Genomic DNA, 16,091 nt, shown 5'->3' with positions numbered 1-16,091 from the left:
GCAGTATCGGTGTTCGGCGGTTGTGAGTATCACTTTGACAGTCACTGTCAGGTAGACGCAGACTATCACCGAGCGAGGCGACCCACGAGGATCGCGGCTCGACGACTGGAGAGGGATCGCGCGTGCGCACCACCGAACACGACACGACACCGGCCGCGGACTCGACCGACGAGCGGATGGCGCCCGGCAGCGCGCTGCTCATCGGCGTGCTGGTGGTCGCGGCCTTCGTCATGATCCTCAACGAGACGATCATGAGCGTCGCCCTTCCCACGCTCATGACGGATCTGTCGATCGGCGCGTCGACCGCGCAGTGGCTCACCACCGCGTTCCTGCTGACGATGGCCGTGGTCATCCCGACCACCGGCTACCTCTTCCAGCGCTTCACGGTGCGCCAGGTCTTCACCGCCGCCATGACGTCGTTCGTCACCGGCACCCTGCTTGCCGCCCTCGCACCGGGCTTCGAGGTGCTCCTCGGAGCGCGCGTGATCCAGGCCGCCGGCACCGCGATCATGTTGCCGCTCCTCATGACCACGGTTCTCTCGCTCGTCCCCGAATCGCGGCGTGGGCGCATGATGGGCGTCATCTCCATCGTGATCGCCGTGGCGCCCGCCGTCGGGCCCACCATCTCGGGGGTCGTGCTCGGCGCGCTGGGGTGGCGGTGGATGTTCTGGCTGGTGCTGCCCATCGGTCTCCTGGCCACCGGCCTCGGACTCGCGCTCGTGCGCAACGTGACCGAGACTCGGCGCGCACCGCTGGACGTGGTCTCGGTCGTGGCGTCGGCCTTAGCGTTCGGCGGTATCGTCTACGGACTGAGCAGCATCGGGCACTTGGCCGAGGGCGCTGCGGTGCCCGTCTGGATTCCGCTGGGCGTCGGACTGGTCGCGTTGACGTTCTTCGTGATTCGCCAGCGTCGCCGTCAGGATGCGGGAACGGCTCTGCTCGATCTGCGCCCCTTCGCGACGCCGGCGTTCTCCGTCGGACTCGGCATGATCGCCATCTCGATGATGGCACTCTTCGGCGCGCTCATCCTCCTGCCGATGTACCTGCAGAACGTGCTCGGCCTCGACACCCTGGCCACCGGGCTGACGCTGCTCCCCGGCGGTCTCGCGATGGGTCTGCTGGCGCCCTTCGTCGGGCGCGCGTTCGACCGCGTCGGCGCTCGGCCGTTGGTGGTCCCGGGCTCGATGGTCGTGTCCGGTTCACTGTGGGCGATGACGAGCCTCGACGCGCAGTCCACCCAGGGCACCGTCGTCGCCATCCACGTGGTGATGTCGCTCGGACTCGCGATGATGATGACGCCCCTCATGACGTCGTCGCTCGGATCCGTTCCGCCGCAGTTCTACTCGCACGGCAGCGCCATCTTCTCGACCGTGCAGCAGTTGGCCGGTGCGGCCGGCACCGCGCTGTTCGTCACCGTCATGTCGACGACGGCGACGGCACGGGCCACCGACGGCGCCGACGCCGTCGCCGCGTCGGAGGCCGGCGTGCACACCGCGTTCCTGTTCGGCGGGGTCGTGTCCCTGGTCGCCGTGGCGGCGTCGTTCTTCGTCGGGCGCGGGTCGGGTGTCTCGGCGGCCCCCGGCTCCGCCGAGACGCCCGCGCCGGCGCCGGAGTCGGCTGCCGTCAGGTGAGCGCGACCAGTTCGTGCAGCGTGTTGCCCCTCCGGGTCTCCGTGACCCCGGCCAGCGTCACGGTCAACTCGAACGTGGAGGAGAACCGGAAGTATCCGGGGTGACCGACCATCCTGTTGAGGAGAGGTCGGAACATCGGGTGCCCGGCGACGGGCACATCCGTCAACAGGTTGTGAGCGTGGACCACCTCGTTCACGGTGAGCAGGAGGTCGACGGCGTCCGGCACCACGATGCGGAGCCACTCGGGATAGGAACGATCGGCCGTGGCGTCGAACACCGCCGGGCCCTCCGTCACCTCGGCCTCGCCGGTGCTCAGGACGATCTCGCCGCCGCGAGCGAGCATGAGCGGCCGACTCTCGTGGCCGCCCCACCGATCCTGCGTGCGCACCAGGGCGTACAGGAGCGAATAGTCGTCGTCGTACAACCGCCCCCAGTGCCACCGGTCGATGACACGCTTCATGTCGCCGGCACCCCAGTTGTGATCGGCGTAGCCCCGGCCGGTCACGGTGCGCGTGTGTCCGCCTACGGTGACGGTGCCCTCGACCCGTGCTCGCGGTGCGGGTACCACCCAGCCGAACACGTCGGAGTGTCCGAACAGGGTTTCGCCTTCGCCGGGCATCCAGCCCGGTAGTTCGTTGTGGAAGCGGAGGTCGACGGTGACGTCCTCCTCGGACAGGTACACGTGGTGGATCGGCAACGAGTCGGCCGGGAACTCCGCGTGGGCGTGACTACGGCCCACCCGCACGTCGCACTCGCCGATCGCGGCGCGGGCATCGCGCCGTCGATGTCGAGCGAACACCTGTCGTCGCGTGCCGTCCGGTGCGTAGATCAGGATCTCCACACTCGGCCGCGCCACGAATGCCGGTTCCTCCGGCCGCCGAAGGTTCAGGAAGCCGATGACGATGTGGCCGTCGTCGAGGTGCGCGTCGAAGTACCAGTGCTCGAAACCGGATCGGCTGCCCGGCACGGGATGTGCCCCGTTGTGACGCGGGAGGACCCGGGTGAGGACGCCGTCCCGGCGGCCCGGCCCGTTCCAGGTCTCGACGATCTCCGGGGTCGCGTTCGGTCGTGGCGTCGGGTGCGTGGGCGGTGTCGTCACAGCACGGCCCCGCTCGCCGCAGTGACGCCGGGGTAGCCGACGTGGACGGTCTTCTCCTCGGTTTCGCCGTCGAGTCCGGACCGTCCGAGCTCGCGGCCGACGCCGCTGCCGCCGCGTCCGCCCCACGGCAGGGCCGGATCCGGCACGCCCCATCCGTTGACCCAGACAGTCCCGACCCTCAGTTGCTCGACCACCGACTGGACGCGAGAGATGTTCTCCGAGTACACCATCGCGTTCAGACCGTAGCGCGTGTCGTTGGCGAGGGCGACGGCCTCCTCCGTCGTCCGGAACGGAATCACCGTCGCGACCGGTCCGAAGATCTCCTCTCGGGCGATGGTCAGGCGATTGTGCCCGCGGAACACGGTGGGCTCGACGTAGCAGCCGGGGGCGTTCACCCGGCGACCGCCGACGACCAGGTCCGCGCCCTCCGCGACACCCGCGTCGATGTACCCGGTGATCCGGGCCAGCTGACGTTCGTTGACGATCGTGCCCATGGTGCTCCGCTCGTCGAAGGGATCGCCGATCACCGACGCCCGGGCCGCGGCGACGAGACCGTCGACCACGCGGTCCGCCACCGATTCGTGGACCAGCACCCGCGTCCCCGCCGCGCACACCTGCCCCTGGTGATAGAAGCTGCCCATGGCGATCCAGGGCATGGCCGCGTCGAGGTCGGCGTCGTCGAAGATCAGTTGCGGCGCTTTGCCGCCCAGCTCGAGCACGATCTTGCGGTAGGTGGAGCCGGCGAGGGACGAGATCGTCGCGCCGACGCGCGGGCTCCCGGTGAACGTCACCTTGTCCACGCCCGGGTGCTGCGCGAGCGCGGCACCGGTGATGTCGCCGAGTCCGGTCACCACGTTGATCACGCCGGGCGGAATGCCGGCCTCGTCCGCGAGGTCCGCCAGCAGGAGCGTCGAGAGGGAGGCGTCCTCGGCGGGTTTGATCACCACGGTGTTCCCGGCGGCGAGCGCGGGGGCGACCTTCCATGCCGCGATCAAGAGCGGGTTGTTCCACGGCGTGATGGCGGCGACCACGCCCAGTGGTTGCCGGAGCGTGTAGCCGAACCGGCGTTGCGGGCCCACGTCCGAGACTAGGGCCGCCGTGCCGGCGATCTTGTCGGCCCAGCCGGCGAAGTGGCGGAAGACGGCGGCGGCGCAGGGGATGTCCCCGGCCACGGAGTCACGGTAGAGCTTGCCCATCTCCACCGCCTCGAGCGCCGCGAGCCGCCCGCACTCCCGATCGATGAGGTCGGCGACCGCGAGCAGCAGCCGCCCACGCTCGGCGCCCGAAAGGCGGCTCCACGGCCCGCCGTCGACCTGCGCGCGGGCTGCACGCACCGCATCGTCGACGTCCGCGGCGGACGAGAACGCCACGGACGCCACGTGATCGCCGGTCGCGGGATCGTGCGACTCAAAGGTGCGTCCGTCCGCGGCGTCGCGTGCACGGCCGCCGATCCGTAGCAACGGAGCCGGCAGATCGACGACGGGTCGAGTGGTGGTGGTGGTCATGACTGCTCCTGTGCCGGAGGGGTGGTGGGGTGAACGAAATGCGTGGCCAGTCCGGCCCACGAGGCGTCGTAGTCGGGTTGACGGTGGTCCGCGCCGTGCGCGAAGGGAGTGACGACGAGGGGCAGCCGAGTCTCGAACATGAACGGCAACGAGCCCTCGAGTTTCGTGGGAACGATGTCGGCTCGCGTGGCAAGGTCGAACGTGTCCCGATCGGGGCCGTGGGCACCCCACATGGTGTGCAGGCTGGCGCCGCCGGGAACGAAACCCTCGGCCTTCGAGTCATGTTGTCCCCGAACCAGACCCATGAACTCGGTCATGACGTTGCGGTGAAAGTGCGGCGGGCGGAAGGTGTGCTCGGCGACGTTCCAGCGCGGCGGGAAGACCACCACGTCGACGTTCGCCTGACCGGGGCGCTCCGACGCCGAGGTGAGCAGCGTGAAGATCGACGGGTCCGGGTGGTCCCAGTTCAGCGACCCCATCACCGCAAAGTTCGCGATGTCGTAAACGTAGGGCACGTGGTTGCCGTGCCACCCGACCACGTCGAGCGGTGACCGGTCGAGCTCGACCGACCACAGTCCACCGCAGTACTTCTGCACCTTTTCCACGGGGTGCTCGCCGTCCTCGAACGCGGCCACGGGGCAGCGGAAGTCACGCGCGTGCGCGAGACCGTTCGCGCCGATGGGGCCGAGTTCCGGCAACGTCAGGTAATTGCCGTAGTTCTCGAGCACATAGCCGGTGGCGGACTCGTCGCGCAGCTCCACCCGAAACGTGATCGCGCGTCCGACGACGGCGATCTCTCCCGGCTCGACGTCCAGCACCCCCATCTCGGTGTGGACACGCAGTCGGCCGTCCTGCGGAACCAGCAGCAGTTCGCCGTCGAGGTCGGCGAAGTACCGGTCGGTCATGGATCGGGTGGCGTAGTACAGGTGGACGGCGATGCCGTCGCGGGCCCGGACGTCTCCGGCTGCCCCCAGGGTCCACAACCCGTCGAGGAAGTCGGCGTCCGGCCACGGGCGCGGACGGGGGTTCCAGCGCAGGCGGTTCACGTCGAGCACGCCGTCGGTGATCGGTGCCGAGGCCAGCGTCGGGTGCTCGATCGGCCGGTACCGGCCGTGCCGCGCCGTCGGGCGAATTCGGTAGACCCACGTCCGTCGGTTGATCGCCCGTGGCTCGGTGAACGCCGTGGCGGACAGCTGTTCCGCGTACAGACCGTGGGCGACTCGCTGGGGGGAATTCTGTCCGCGCGGCACGGTTCCGGGAATCACCTCCGAGAGCTGATGATTGCCGAATCCATGCAGATAGGTCGGGTCGGTCATCGGCGTAACGCTCCGTTCGCGTCGAAATCGGCTTCACGGCCGTCCATCTGAGCTCGGTACCACCGTGATCGATGGGCCACGGCGACGTGCTCGACCACGCCCGGGACACCGGGCACGGTCCGTCGGGCGATCTCGAGCAGGGTGAGCAGGGGATAGCGGGCCAGGACGAGAAGGATCCACGGGAATACCGGCGGCATGCGGTACCGCGATCGGGTGGCGGGGTTCATGAACAGGACGGTGTACGCGCCGTGAATGCCGTGGTTGTACCGGGCCCGCAGACGCGCGAGACCGCGCTGACCGGGACGAGGGGCGAAACTCGCCGGGTAGGACTCGACGAGCTCGCGGCCGTGCTCGCCGGCATCGTGGCTTCGCGACGCGGCCACCATCGCCGTCAGGCGCAGCGAGTCGGCGATCGTCGTGGGAAACCGCTCGACGTTCACCCCGAGCAGGTGGCCCAGATACTTCTGGAAGTGGAGCAGGGCGCGGATCTCGTCCGCCGTGGTCTGCAGGCCGACCAGTCGCAGGGCGAGAGCGGGAACCGTACTCCCGCCGAGCAGCGTCAGCATCTGATAGCCCTGGCTGATGGGGTAGCCCCACTTCTCCCGGTGCCACTCGGGATGCCCGTCGACCTTGCGGCGGACGGCGACGTGCATGACCCGGACCTTCATGGCCGTGGCCCGTCCTTCGGAGCCCAGGCGCAACAGGGCGCCCGGTTCGGAGGTGTCGATCCAGAACTTGCACGTCTCGAGGAACCGCCGGAGTGCGTTGTCGCCCGCGTAGCCACCCGCGAGAGAGAGGGGAGTGGCGACGGCGGCTTCGGTGTACATCTCGAGCGTGATCCCGCCGGCGACCGCGAAGAGCATCGTGCCCCACCGGCGCCACACCGCGGCGCCGCGTTCGACCAGTACCGGATCCACCCAGTCGGGTGTGGTCTCGAATTCCGCGAACAACGCGCGCATCGCGGGGGGCACCGCGCTCGGGGGCGTGCCGTCTGCTCGATCGAGTTCGGCGGACACTGCGTCGACTCCGTCGGCGAGTGCGCGGTCGAGCATGGCCCGAGCGCCGGCGGGGTCCGGTGTGTACACCTCGTCGACGAATCGCTCGGCTACGGGGTCACCGTGGAAGAGGCTCTCGCAGAACGCCTCCGCGACGTCGTCGGGTGGGAAGAGCGAGGTCCCGGACAGTCGTCGGATCGCGCGGTCGGCGCGCGCCCAGCCCGGCCGCCGGCGGGTCTCCCAGTACGTGAACGCCGTCGGCACGCGTGTCGTCGTCGACGCCGGACCGCGCCCGTGCACGGCGGTCATGCGGTGACGCCCTCGCCGCGGAGGGCCACCGGGCGCGTGGGGGCGAGGCCGTGGTCGTCCAGCCACGCCACCACCGTGTCGGTCACGGTGGCGAGCCCGTCGGGACGGTCCACGAGGTAGTGGTCGAGTTCCGGGATCTCGATCAGATCGGCCGATCGGTGCGCCGCAGCCATCTCTCGGGAGTCGTTCCGGAACGCCGCCTGGTCGCCGAGCAGCGGCATGACCAGCGTGGGTGCGCCGACGGACCTCAGATCGGTGATCGCATCGGCGTGGGTGTGATCGACACTCCACGTGCTCAGCCAACTGCGGGCCGTCACGAAGCGAGCGAGCCCTCCCGCGGCGGTGTTGGCGGCCCGCGGGTCGCCGTACATGCTGCCCGGTCGTCGGTCGCTGGGGTCGAGGGTGACGTCGACGAAGCGCGGATCCGCGACGGTCCGGTGGACGACGAAGCCGAGGTCGGAGTCGCCGCGCTCGGTGAGGCGGTCCACCGAGGCGAGGGCGACCGCGTCGATGCGCTGCATTCGTGCCAGTTGGGCCTCGCGGTATCGCGCGACCCACTCGCGATCCAGTGGCGTCGTCCGGCCGGATGCGTAGAGGTCGAGGTCGGGGTCCACCGAGGTCGGGTCCGATTCGTCTCGGAGCGCCCCGTCGATCCAGTGCCGCAGTACCCGCGCGCGGCCGGGGTGGGCACCGAGCAGCACCAGGGCGTCGGCGGGGATCAACCCCTCGTCGGCCATCGGCGCGGGATCGCCTGCGGGCGTGTGTGTCACGGTCGGCTGCTCCGCCTGGGACTGGTAGAAGGCCGCGAGCGACCCGCCGCCGCTGAACCCCAGGAGAACGACGGTCTCGAAGCCCAACTTCTCTCGCATCCATCGCACACCGGCGCCCAGATCGCAGGCCGCCCGTTCCATGATCAGTGCCGCTTCGTTCGACGAGTACCGGGTGTTCAGACCCATCGCCGGTACGCCGGCCTCGGCGAACGCGCCGAGGAGGAAGTGCGACAGGAAGTCGCTGCTCGGATGCGCCAACAGCACGCCGACCGAGCGGTCGGCGCGTTCGTCCGCCACGAGATTGGCGTGCAGCGTCGGATAGTGCCGGGAGAGACCGGAGTGCATCTCCACTCGACCGTCCTGCGCGGGGCGATAGGGAATGCGGTGGAAGTGGTCCTCGATCACGTGCGGTCACCCCTGTCTCGTGCGGAAAAACGCCGACCGAACGTACCGTACTAGAGGGTATGGCACCTGGGACGACTTTCGTCGAAGTGGTTACGAAACACGACTTTTCGGCCCGTACTGTGTAGTACGGTGCACCGAGAAGGCGTGAAGGACGAGGGCCCGAAGGAGGTACGACGTGCGAGCCACCGTGACGATCGTGAGCCTGGCCGCGATGGCCGTCGCGCTGTCCGCGACGGTGACCGTCGCGGTCCTCGGGCACCACCCCGACGGTCCCGCGCCGTCCCCGCACGAGGACTACCTGCAGGCCGCGCGGCAGGTCGTTCTCGACCTCACCACGGTGTCGGCCGCGACGGTGGACGAGGACGTCGAGCGCATCTCGTCCGCCGCCACCGGGTCCTTCGCGGCGGAATTCGGCTCTCGTGCCGAGGATTTCGCTGCCGTGGTCCGCGAGGCGGCGGTCGATGCGACCGGGTCGGTGACCGAGGCGGGTGTCGAGACCGCGAACGACGACACCGCGACGGTCCTCGTCGCGGCCACGTCGACGGTCACCAACGCGTCCGGAGCCGTGGCTGAGCCGCGCACCTGGCGGATGCGCCTCGGCCTGGTCCGCGAGGACGACCGGATCGCGGTCGCCAGTGTGGAATTCGTTCCGTGATCGCGGTGCGGAGGCCCTCGCTCGTCGTGCGACGCGCGTCCGGGGGATCGAGGTGGGTCGTCGTGCTGTCGGGCGTCCTCGGTGCCGCCGCCGTCGCGGTGCCGATCGCGGCGTCGACCCTGGCGCCCACCGACCCGCCCGTGGATCCGACGTCCGGGATACTCGAGGCGGCGTCGAACGGGGTCACCGCCGTCCTCGGCTACCGATCGGAGTCCGTCGACGCCGACGTCGCCCGAGCGCAGACGTACCTCACCGGTGACTTCCTCACCTACTTCCGCGCTGTCGCCGCCACGACGGTGGTGCCGGGTGCCCGAGCGCGAGGGCTGACGTCGACCGCGACGGTGAGCGCTCGATCGCTGGTCTCGGCGACCGAACTCGAGGCCGTGACACTGTTGTTCGTCGATCAGACCGTCACGGGCCTCGACCTGACGGAGCCGCAGGTGTCGTCGACGAGTCTGCGCGTTCGACTCGGACGGGTCGACGGGCAGTGGTTGGTCTCGGCGCTCGACCCGATCTGATCACCCCGCCCGGCGACGCCTGAGGATCACCGTTCCTGAGGATCACCGTTCGGGCGGCACCAGCATCTCGCTCACCCCGGCGGGCGGCGCGCCGGCCGTGTCGAGATCGCCCTGACCGGCGCGGCACAGTGCGACGGTGGCAGCGCGCCGGCCGGGGAATTCCATGCAGGGCAGATTGCGTGCTCCCCGGATCGAGGTCGGACCCGTCGCCGGGGCCCGGCACCAGAGATCGGTCGGTGTCTCGGGCGTGTCCAGTGCGGTGGGCGGGCGTCGCTGGTCCGCGGGGAGAAAGCCCTCGGTACACGGCGGCGGATCGTTCAGCTGGGCCGCGAAGAACGTGTTCTGCCCGGGGTCGCCGGCGTCCGCGTTCGCCTTGCCCGTTCCCTGCGTCGCCGCGATCAACGGCGGGTAGAGCACGAGGATCTGCTCGAGGGGGGCATTGTAGGTGACCGCCACCTGCCCGACGCCCGTGAGATCCGCGAGCAGGATCGGCAGGGTCGGCTCGAGCGATCGGAAGAGCTCGTCCGACGCGGCGGACAGGCCGGGAGCCGCGTCCAGCAGAGACCGCACCGCGGCATCGCGGTCGGCGACCTCCCCGGTCAGCGACGCGAGCGATGCGGCCCACTCCCGAATGGCCGGCGACGACGCGGCAGCGGCGGACAACACCGGCGCGATATCGGTGATCAGGGACGACGACGCGTTCACGTTCTCGCGTGCGGCCCCGGCCAATGCGGCCGCCGAGTCGAGCAGCTCGCCGGTGGGATCACCGGACGTGCCGAGGGCGGCCGCCGTCTCGTCCAGCAACGAGGAGAGCGTGACCGGGTCGATGCTGCGCAGTGCCGCGTCGAGGGCGTCGACGGTGGGCGCGACGGGAGCGGGAACGGAGGTCCGTTCCCGCTCGATAGCGTCACCGTCGGCCAGGAACGGGCCCCGATCGGTGTCCGGAACCAGATCGACGTACTGCTCGCCGACGGCGGACATACTGTGCACCTCCGCGCGGGTGGTCGCGGGCACCGGGGTGTCGGACACGAGCGACAGCACCGCCTCGGCTCCGAACGGAGTGGGCCGCACGGACACCACGCGCCCCACCGGGGCCCCGCGATAGGTGACGTTGGACGACGACGACAGTCCGGCCCCCGCGGACAACTCCACGGTGACCTGGTAACGACCCACGCCGAGCGTCTCGGGAAGACGAGCGTGCAGCACGGCCGTCAGCGACAGGGCGAGCACGGCCACGACGGCGAAGGCCCCGAGTCGACGCCGAACCTCCGGCGTCACGGCGTCCCACCCGGGGTGGGAGGCGCCGGCGGAAGCAGGAGATCCTGCGCCGTCGGAACGGACGGCGCGGGCCACGGTGCGGCGCGGCCCACCGCGCCCTCGGGGCCGGCGAGCATGCCCTGCAGCGGCGTGCCGAGCAGCAAGGCGTTGTCCAGGGTGTCGAGACGCAGATCCAGCGTCACCTCGCCGTTGGCGTAATCGCCCCGAACCGCGTTGCGGTACACGTCGATCGGGAACGGATACGTGAGCAGGTACCGGAAGCTCTCGGTGAGCGAGTCACCGGCGTCGGCGAGCGAGGCCAGGACGGGCCGCAGATCGGTCAGCACCGCCGTGAGGTCCTCGGTGGTGTCGTCGGTGACGGCGCTCGCCGTGGTTCCCAGACGGCCGAGCGCCACCGAGAACGCGACCAGGTTCTCGCGCTGGTCGGCGAGGACCTCGGTGGCGGGTGCGAAGACCGCCAGTGCCTCGTCGACCCCGGCGTCGTCGGCGGCGACGACTGCGGCGAACCGGTCGAGTTCCACGACCGCCGAGTCGATCTGCGCGCGGTGCCGATCGAGTCCCGCCAGGACCACGTCCAGATCGTCCAGGACGGACCGCACCGCGTCCTCACGGCCACCCAGAGCCGCGTCCACCTCACCGACGATGTCGCCGACCCGGGCCAGGCCGCCGCCCTGGAGAACCAGCGACAGAGCGGACAGCGTCTCCTCCGTCGTGGGGTAGGCGCCCGCCCGGTCGAGTCCGATCACCGCGCCGTCCGCCAAACGCCCTCGGGCGGGTTCGGCCGTCGGTGACGCCAACTCGACGTGGGCCGAGCCCAACAGGCTCGTCTGTCCGATCGACGCCACGGCGTTCTCGGGCAGCACCACTCTGGCTTCGAGGCGCAGCGTCACCACCGCGTGGCCGTCGACGAGACCGATGCGGTCCACGTGACCGACGGTCACGTCGTCGACGTGGACCGGCGAGTTCTCCCGCACGGTCGACACGTTCGGCATCTCGACGGTGACGGCCCACGAGTCGGGGCCGGTTCCGACGGTGCCCGGCAACGGGAGCGAGTCCAGTCCCCGCCAGCCGCAGCCGGCCAGCAGCAGCGGAGCGAGTACGAGTGCGGCGACCCGACCGACCGTCGCGACCCGGGATCCGGCGCTCACCGGGGACCACCGGGTACGAGCAGTCCACCGAGCGTCGGCGGCACCGGGTCCGCACCGCTCTCGACGATCTGGTCCGGGAGGGCACCGACGCCGTGGATCGGGTTCGACTGCACGGGCAGGTATTCGAATGCCAAGGTGCGGAGCAACGGCCCGAGGTAGCGCAGACACAGTTCCGAACCCTCCTGTGCGCCGACCTGTTCCGCGGCCGCGATCGCGGAACAGACGAAATCGGCGGGCGTGGCGAAGTTGTTGGGGGCGAGCGACGAGACGATCGCGTTGTGCGCGGGTTGGTAGATGTTGTTCAGGTTGGACAGCGCCGTCGGGGCGACGTGCAGGATCTGGGCGATGCCGTCACGCTGCGCGGCCAATTCGGCCACGACGGACTGCAGTTCGGTCGCGGTCCCCGTCAGCGCCGTGGTGGAGGACCGGGCGAATCGGGTCACGTCGGCGACCGCGGCGTCGAGAGAGACCAGCGCAGCTCCGACCTCGTCGCCGTCGTCGGTCAGGGCGGTCGAGACCGAGGCGAGGGTGTCGTTGACCTGGACGATCTGCCGATCGCTCGCAGCGAGTGCCGACGCGAACACCTGCAGGTTGCGCACCACGGCGTAGAGGTCGGTCCGCCCGTCGGAGAGGGTACGCAGGGCATCGGACAACGATCGCACCGTCGCGGCGACGGTCTCGCCCCGTCCGTCGAGCGTGGCCTCCGCCGCGTCGACGAGAGCGCCGAGGGGGCGAGAGTCGGTACCGCCGTCCGGTGCGAGGGCGCGGGACACGCGGTCCAGTTGCTCGGTGATGCGGTCCCACTCTACCGGGACCGCCGTGCGCTCCAGCGGAATACGGTCGCCGGTCGACAACGCCTCGCCCTCGGTCCACGCGGGTGCCAGTTGGACGAAGCGCGCGGTCACCAGGCTCGGGGAGACCAGGACGGCTTTCGCGTCCGCGGGGACTCGGTAGTGATCGTCGACGGAGAGGTCGACCTCCACGCGATCTCCGCGCGGCCTGATCTCGTCCACCGAGCCGACGGTGACCCCCATCAGCTTCACGTCGTCGCCGGGGTAGAGGCCCGTGGTGCGCGCGAACTCGACCGTGATTCGCGTCGTCGTGGCGAGAGGGACCACCGTGTAGCTGACGACGGCCGCGATGATCAGCAGAGCCGCGACGCCGACGGCGCGGACCGGGAGTCGACGTTCGACGATCATCGCGGTGCTCCGTTCAGTGCGGAGAGCGGGTTGACCGACGCCGAATCGCCGGGTGCCGCCGGGAGTCCGAGCGTGGCGCGCAGGATCGGGGAGATGATCTGGCCCGGAATCAGGTTCTGGATGTACGAATCGAAGAACGGGCCACTCGACACCGCCTCCCCGAGTTGCGTGACGTAGGGGCCCAGCTTCGCGATCGCGGCCGCGATCGCGTCCCGTTGGGCCGACAGGACCGACAGCACCGACTGCAGATCGTCGAGGGCCGGGTTTAGCTCGTTCTCGTTCTCCGCGACCAGAGCGCGCAGTCGATCCGACAGGCGGGTCACGTTGCCCGCCAGGGTGTCCACGACGGTCCGCCGTTCGTCGAGCGCGGCCAGCACCACGGCGGCGTCCTGCAGGAGCGCGTCGAGCGTGCCGCTGCGGTCGGCGAGAACCGCGGTGACCCGTTCCGCCGACGACAACAGGTCCCGAAGGCCCTCGTCGCGCGAGGCCACGGTGCGGGACAGTCGACCCACCCCGTCCAGCACCCGCCCGACGCTGTCCTGCGTCCCCTCGAGGACGTCGGTGGTGGCGGCCATCGCCCCGGTGAGTCGGTCGACGTCGATACCGGCGGCGTCGTCGGTGAGGTCACCGAGCGCGTCGGTGAGGACGTACGGCGACGTCGTGCGATCGAGACCCACCGGCTCGGACGTCGACAGGCGACCGTCGCCGCGCGACTCCACGCGCAGGCTCTTGGTGCCGAGCACGGTCTCGGTCGCGATGGACAGCCGTGAGTCCGCGCCCGCGGCGACGTCGGTCATCGTGAACGTGACCAGGACGGCCTGGCCGTCGACGTCGATGTCGGTGACCGTGCCGACCGTCACGCCCGCCATCTCCACGGATGCTCCGGTCTCCAGTCCGCCGGCGTCGAGGAACCGCCCGCTGTACGTCGCGCCGGCCGAGAGGTAGGGCAGTGCAGGCACGTTGACGGCGGCGAGGGTGGCGGCGACCACCACGGCCGACCCGATCAGGCCGAGTCGGGTCGCGTCTCGCGAACGGGGAGTCATGCGGGTGCACACCGTCCCGTGGTTTGCCCGATCAACGGCGTGGTGAGGCCACGTCCGTCCGGGGTGTCGATCTTCAGCCGGATGCCGCACAGGTAGTAGTTGAAGAAGTTGCCGTAGGCGCCCAACCGCGACAGCGCCGAATAGGTGTCGGGCAGTCGCGACACCACCGACCCGATGGTGTCCTCTCCCGCGCGCAGTTGTGCTGCGGTCCGGGTCAACTCGTCGACCGCGACGTCGAGGGGTGGCCCGACGTCCCCGAGTGCCCCGGCCAGCGACCCGGTGGAGTCGCCGACGGCGGCCACCGCGTTCACCCACGGGTCGGCGTCGGCGGCGAGGCCGGCCACGAGACTTCGGGTGTTCTCGACCGTGTCCCTCAGTTCGGTCTGCCGCGCGGAGAGGGTGCCGAGTGTGGTCCGGAGGTTGTCCACGACCCGCCCGATGGCCTCGTCTCGATCGGCCAGTGTCGACGTCAGAGCGGCGATCCGGTCCAGAACGGCGGCGACGGTGCCGCCCTGTCCCTGCAGAACGGAAATCAGCTGCGTACTCAGCCGATTCACCTCTTCGGGATCGAGACCGTCGAAGAGTGGACGAAAACCGCCGAGCAGCCGGTCGAGGTCCAGGGCCGGGGAGGTGCGCTCGACGGGAATGACGCGGTCTCGTGGGGGCGCCGCCGGGCCCGAGCCGTCCTGCAACTCCAGGAAGCGATCCCCGACGAGGTTCTCGTACCGGACCACGGCTCGCGTGACGTCGGTGACGCGGTAGTCGTCCTCCAGGTCGAACGACACCCGCGCGTGATCGTCGATCACCGCCACGTCCGACACCGATCCGACCGTGACGCCGGCGACACGAACGGCGTCCCCGGCCCCCAGGCCCGACGCGCTGGTGAAGTCCGCCGTCCAGTCGGTGGTGCGGGCGAATCGGAACTGTCCGAAGACGGCGACGAGGCCGCCCAGAACGGCGGTCGTGGTGATGACGAAGACCAGCAGTCGCATGGTCGTTCCGCGGGTGCTCATCGGGTGGTCGTCCGGGTGCTCATCGGGTGGTCGTCCGGGTGCTCATCGGGGTGCTCATCGGGTAGGCCTCGGTGCGGTCAGTCCTTCCGGAAGGAGGTCGATGATCGAGTTCGGTTCCAGTACCGGGCTTCGGTTTCCGGCGCGAAACGGATTCGATCCGGTGTCGGCCACCACGTACGGCGTGGGAATGGCGCTGTCCTGGACCAGGGGGAGTGCACCGCACCGCGGTCCGCCCGACGCGGCGACACGGGGCAGATCCGTCTCGTACCGGTACGGAGGCACACCGAACAGGACGGTGCTGTTCAGCAACATGGTGCGGCCGTTGCCGCCGGACACCTTCTCGGCACCGATCCGAGCGATGTCGGCGCCCTGCAGGAAACAGGAGAGCATCGGCGAGTAGCGTTGGAGCAGCGAACTCGTCGGCCTCGCGGTCTCGAGAGTGGACGACCATCCGTCGGCGTTCGCTCCGATCACCCGGTCCACGGTGGTCGCGGTTCCGGTCATCGCCGTCAGCGCCGTCTCGAGTGCGGAACGCCGGTCGGTGACGGTTCGCGCCGTCGTCGTCGCCGAGGCGAGGAGGGTGGTCAGGTCCGGGGCCGCGTCGGCTGCCGTCCCCGCGACGGTGGCCGCGTCGTCCACGGCCCGTTCGAGAGTGGCGGTCAGCGGAGCCGTCGCACCCAGGACCTCGGCGGCGTCGTCGAGGGTGGTTCCCAGTGCGCCGCCGCGGCCGGCCAGCGCCGTCGACACGGCGCCGAGCGTGGTGTTGAGCTTGTCCGGTTGCGCCGCAACGAGAACCGACCGGAGCGACTCGAACACCGTGTTGGTCTCGACGGTCACCGAGGACGCCTCGACCACCGAGCCGGAGGTGATCGAGGCCGCCGCCGGGTGCGGTGGATCGACCAACGTGACCGTCTTGGCACCGAAGACCGTCGTCGCGGCGATCCTCGCGCCGATGTTCGCCGGCACGTCGCGCACCGTCTCGGCGTCGAGGGACACGTGGAGCGCAGCGCCGCCGGCGCGGGTGCGGACCGCGGTCACCGTGCCGACCTCGACCCCGTGCCAGACCACCAGGGCGCCCGGATCCATGACCAGCCCCGCGCGGTCGGACTCGACGGTGACGAGAACGGGCGGTGACACCAGGTCTCGAACGGTGCCCCGGTACGCGAGCACCGTGCCGACGGCCATCCCCACGAGGCCGAGTGCCATG

At 70.3% G+C, this 16,091-nt stretch carries 14 protein-coding genes; 3 read left to right on the top strand and 11 right to left on the bottom strand.

What is annotated here, in order from left to right:
• The first annotated feature begins 176 nt into the window (after positions 1-176).
• Positions 177-1,631, top strand: coding sequence for an MDR family MFS transporter (locus BMZ18_RS17570; RefSeq protein WP_068365665.1), 1,455 nt, complete (start codon positions 177-179; stop codon positions 1,629-1,631).
• Here BMZ18_RS17570 and BMZ18_RS17565 read toward each other — a convergent pair.
• The 5 genes from BMZ18_RS17565 to BMZ18_RS17545 are packed head-to-tail and all read right to left on the bottom strand — an operon-like array spanning position 1,624 to position 8,030.
• Positions 1,624-2,730 carry a lipocalin-like domain-containing protein gene (locus BMZ18_RS17565; protein WP_068365650.1) on the bottom strand — a complete coding sequence of 369 codons (1,107 nt, stop codon included), beginning with the start codon at positions 2,728-2,730 and terminating at the stop codon, positions 1,624-1,626. The two genes, BMZ18_RS17570 and BMZ18_RS17565, sit on opposite strands and share 8 nt — an antisense overlap.
• Positions 2,727-4,235 carry an aldehyde dehydrogenase family protein gene (locus BMZ18_RS17560; protein ID WP_068365651.1) on the bottom strand — a complete coding sequence of 503 codons (1,509 nt, stop codon included), beginning with the start codon at positions 4,233-4,235 and terminating at the stop codon, positions 2,727-2,729. The genes BMZ18_RS17565 and BMZ18_RS17560 overlap by 4 nt, the downstream gene beginning before the upstream one ends.
• Positions 4,232-5,551, bottom strand: a complete 1,320-nt coding sequence (hmgA, locus tag BMZ18_RS17555) for a homogentisate 1,2-dioxygenase (protein WP_068365652.1) — start codon at positions 5,549-5,551, stop codon at positions 4,232-4,234. The genes BMZ18_RS17560 and hmgA overlap by 4 nt, the downstream gene beginning before the upstream one ends.
• Positions 5,548-6,855: an oxygenase MpaB family protein gene (locus BMZ18_RS17550; RefSeq protein ID WP_068365653.1), complete on the bottom strand. Its 1,308-nt coding sequence runs from the start codon at positions 6,853-6,855 to the stop codon at positions 5,548-5,550. Before BMZ18_RS17550 ends, hmgA begins: the two co-directional genes overlap by 4 nt.
• Positions 6,852-8,030 (bottom strand): alpha/beta hydrolase, encoded by a 1,179-nt coding sequence (locus BMZ18_RS17545; protein WP_068365654.1) that lies wholly within the window; start codon positions 8,028-8,030, stop codon positions 6,852-6,854. Before BMZ18_RS17545 ends, BMZ18_RS17550 begins: the two co-directional genes overlap by 4 nt.
• A 175-nt stretch (positions 8,031-8,205) precedes the next feature.
• Here BMZ18_RS17545 and BMZ18_RS17540 point away from each other — a divergent pair, with 175 nt between their 5' ends.
• Both BMZ18_RS17540 and BMZ18_RS17535 read left to right on the top strand, forming a co-directional pair.
• Positions 8,206-8,685, top strand: a complete 480-nt coding sequence (locus tag BMZ18_RS17540; protein ID WP_068365655.1) for an Rv1363c family protein — start codon at positions 8,206-8,208, stop codon at positions 8,683-8,685.
• Positions 8,686-8,747: 62 nt separating this feature from the next.
• A complete protein-coding gene (locus BMZ18_RS17535; protein ID WP_139204030.1) occupies positions 8,748-9,203 on the top strand; it encodes a hypothetical protein in 456 nt (151 codons plus the stop codon).
• A 42-nt stretch (positions 9,204-9,245) separates the two neighbouring features.
• Here BMZ18_RS17535 and BMZ18_RS17530 read toward each other — a convergent pair whose 3' ends face one another.
• The 6 genes from BMZ18_RS17530 to BMZ18_RS17505 are packed head-to-tail and all read right to left on the bottom strand — an operon-like array spanning position 9,246 to position 16,090.
• Positions 9,246-10,481, bottom strand: a complete 1,236-nt coding sequence (locus BMZ18_RS17530) for an MCE family protein (protein WP_068365656.1) — start codon at positions 10,479-10,481, stop codon at positions 9,246-9,248.
• Positions 10,478-11,629 (bottom strand): MCE family protein, encoded by a 1,152-nt coding sequence (locus BMZ18_RS17525; RefSeq protein WP_068365657.1) that lies wholly within the window; start codon positions 11,627-11,629, stop codon positions 10,478-10,480. The genes BMZ18_RS17530 and BMZ18_RS17525 overlap by 4 nt, the downstream gene beginning before the upstream one ends.
• Positions 11,626-12,828, bottom strand: a complete 1,203-nt coding sequence (locus BMZ18_RS17520) for an MCE family protein (RefSeq protein ID WP_068365658.1) — start codon at positions 12,826-12,828, stop codon at positions 11,626-11,628. The genes BMZ18_RS17525 and BMZ18_RS17520 overlap by 4 nt, the downstream gene beginning before the upstream one ends.
• Entirely contained in the window at positions 12,825-13,871 is a 1,047-nt protein-coding gene (locus BMZ18_RS17515; protein ID WP_068365667.1) for an MCE family protein, read from the bottom strand. The genes BMZ18_RS17520 and BMZ18_RS17515 overlap by 4 nt, the downstream gene beginning before the upstream one ends.
• The gene (locus BMZ18_RS17510) at positions 13,868-14,884 is read right to left on the bottom strand and encodes an MCE family protein (protein WP_068365659.1); all 1,017 of its coding nucleotides are present in this window, start codon (positions 14,882-14,884) and stop codon (positions 13,868-13,870) included. Before BMZ18_RS17510 ends, BMZ18_RS17515 begins: the two co-directional genes overlap by 4 nt.
• A 54-nt stretch (positions 14,885-14,938) precedes the next feature.
• On the bottom strand, positions 14,939-16,090 hold the full coding sequence (locus BMZ18_RS17505) for an MCE family protein (protein ID WP_068365668.1): 1,152 nt from the start codon (positions 16,088-16,090) through the stop codon (positions 14,939-14,941).
• Position 16,091: the final 1 nt, after the last annotated feature.

The sequence above is a fragment of the Rhodococcoides kroppenstedtii genome (genome assembly GCF_900111805.1).
GTDB classification, from domain to species: domain Bacteria; phylum Actinomycetota; class Actinomycetes; order Mycobacteriales; family Mycobacteriaceae; genus Rhodococcoides; species Rhodococcoides kroppenstedtii.
The sequence above is the reverse complement of the archived record's forward strand: the minus strand, read 5'-3'. Positions and strand labels throughout refer to the sequence as shown.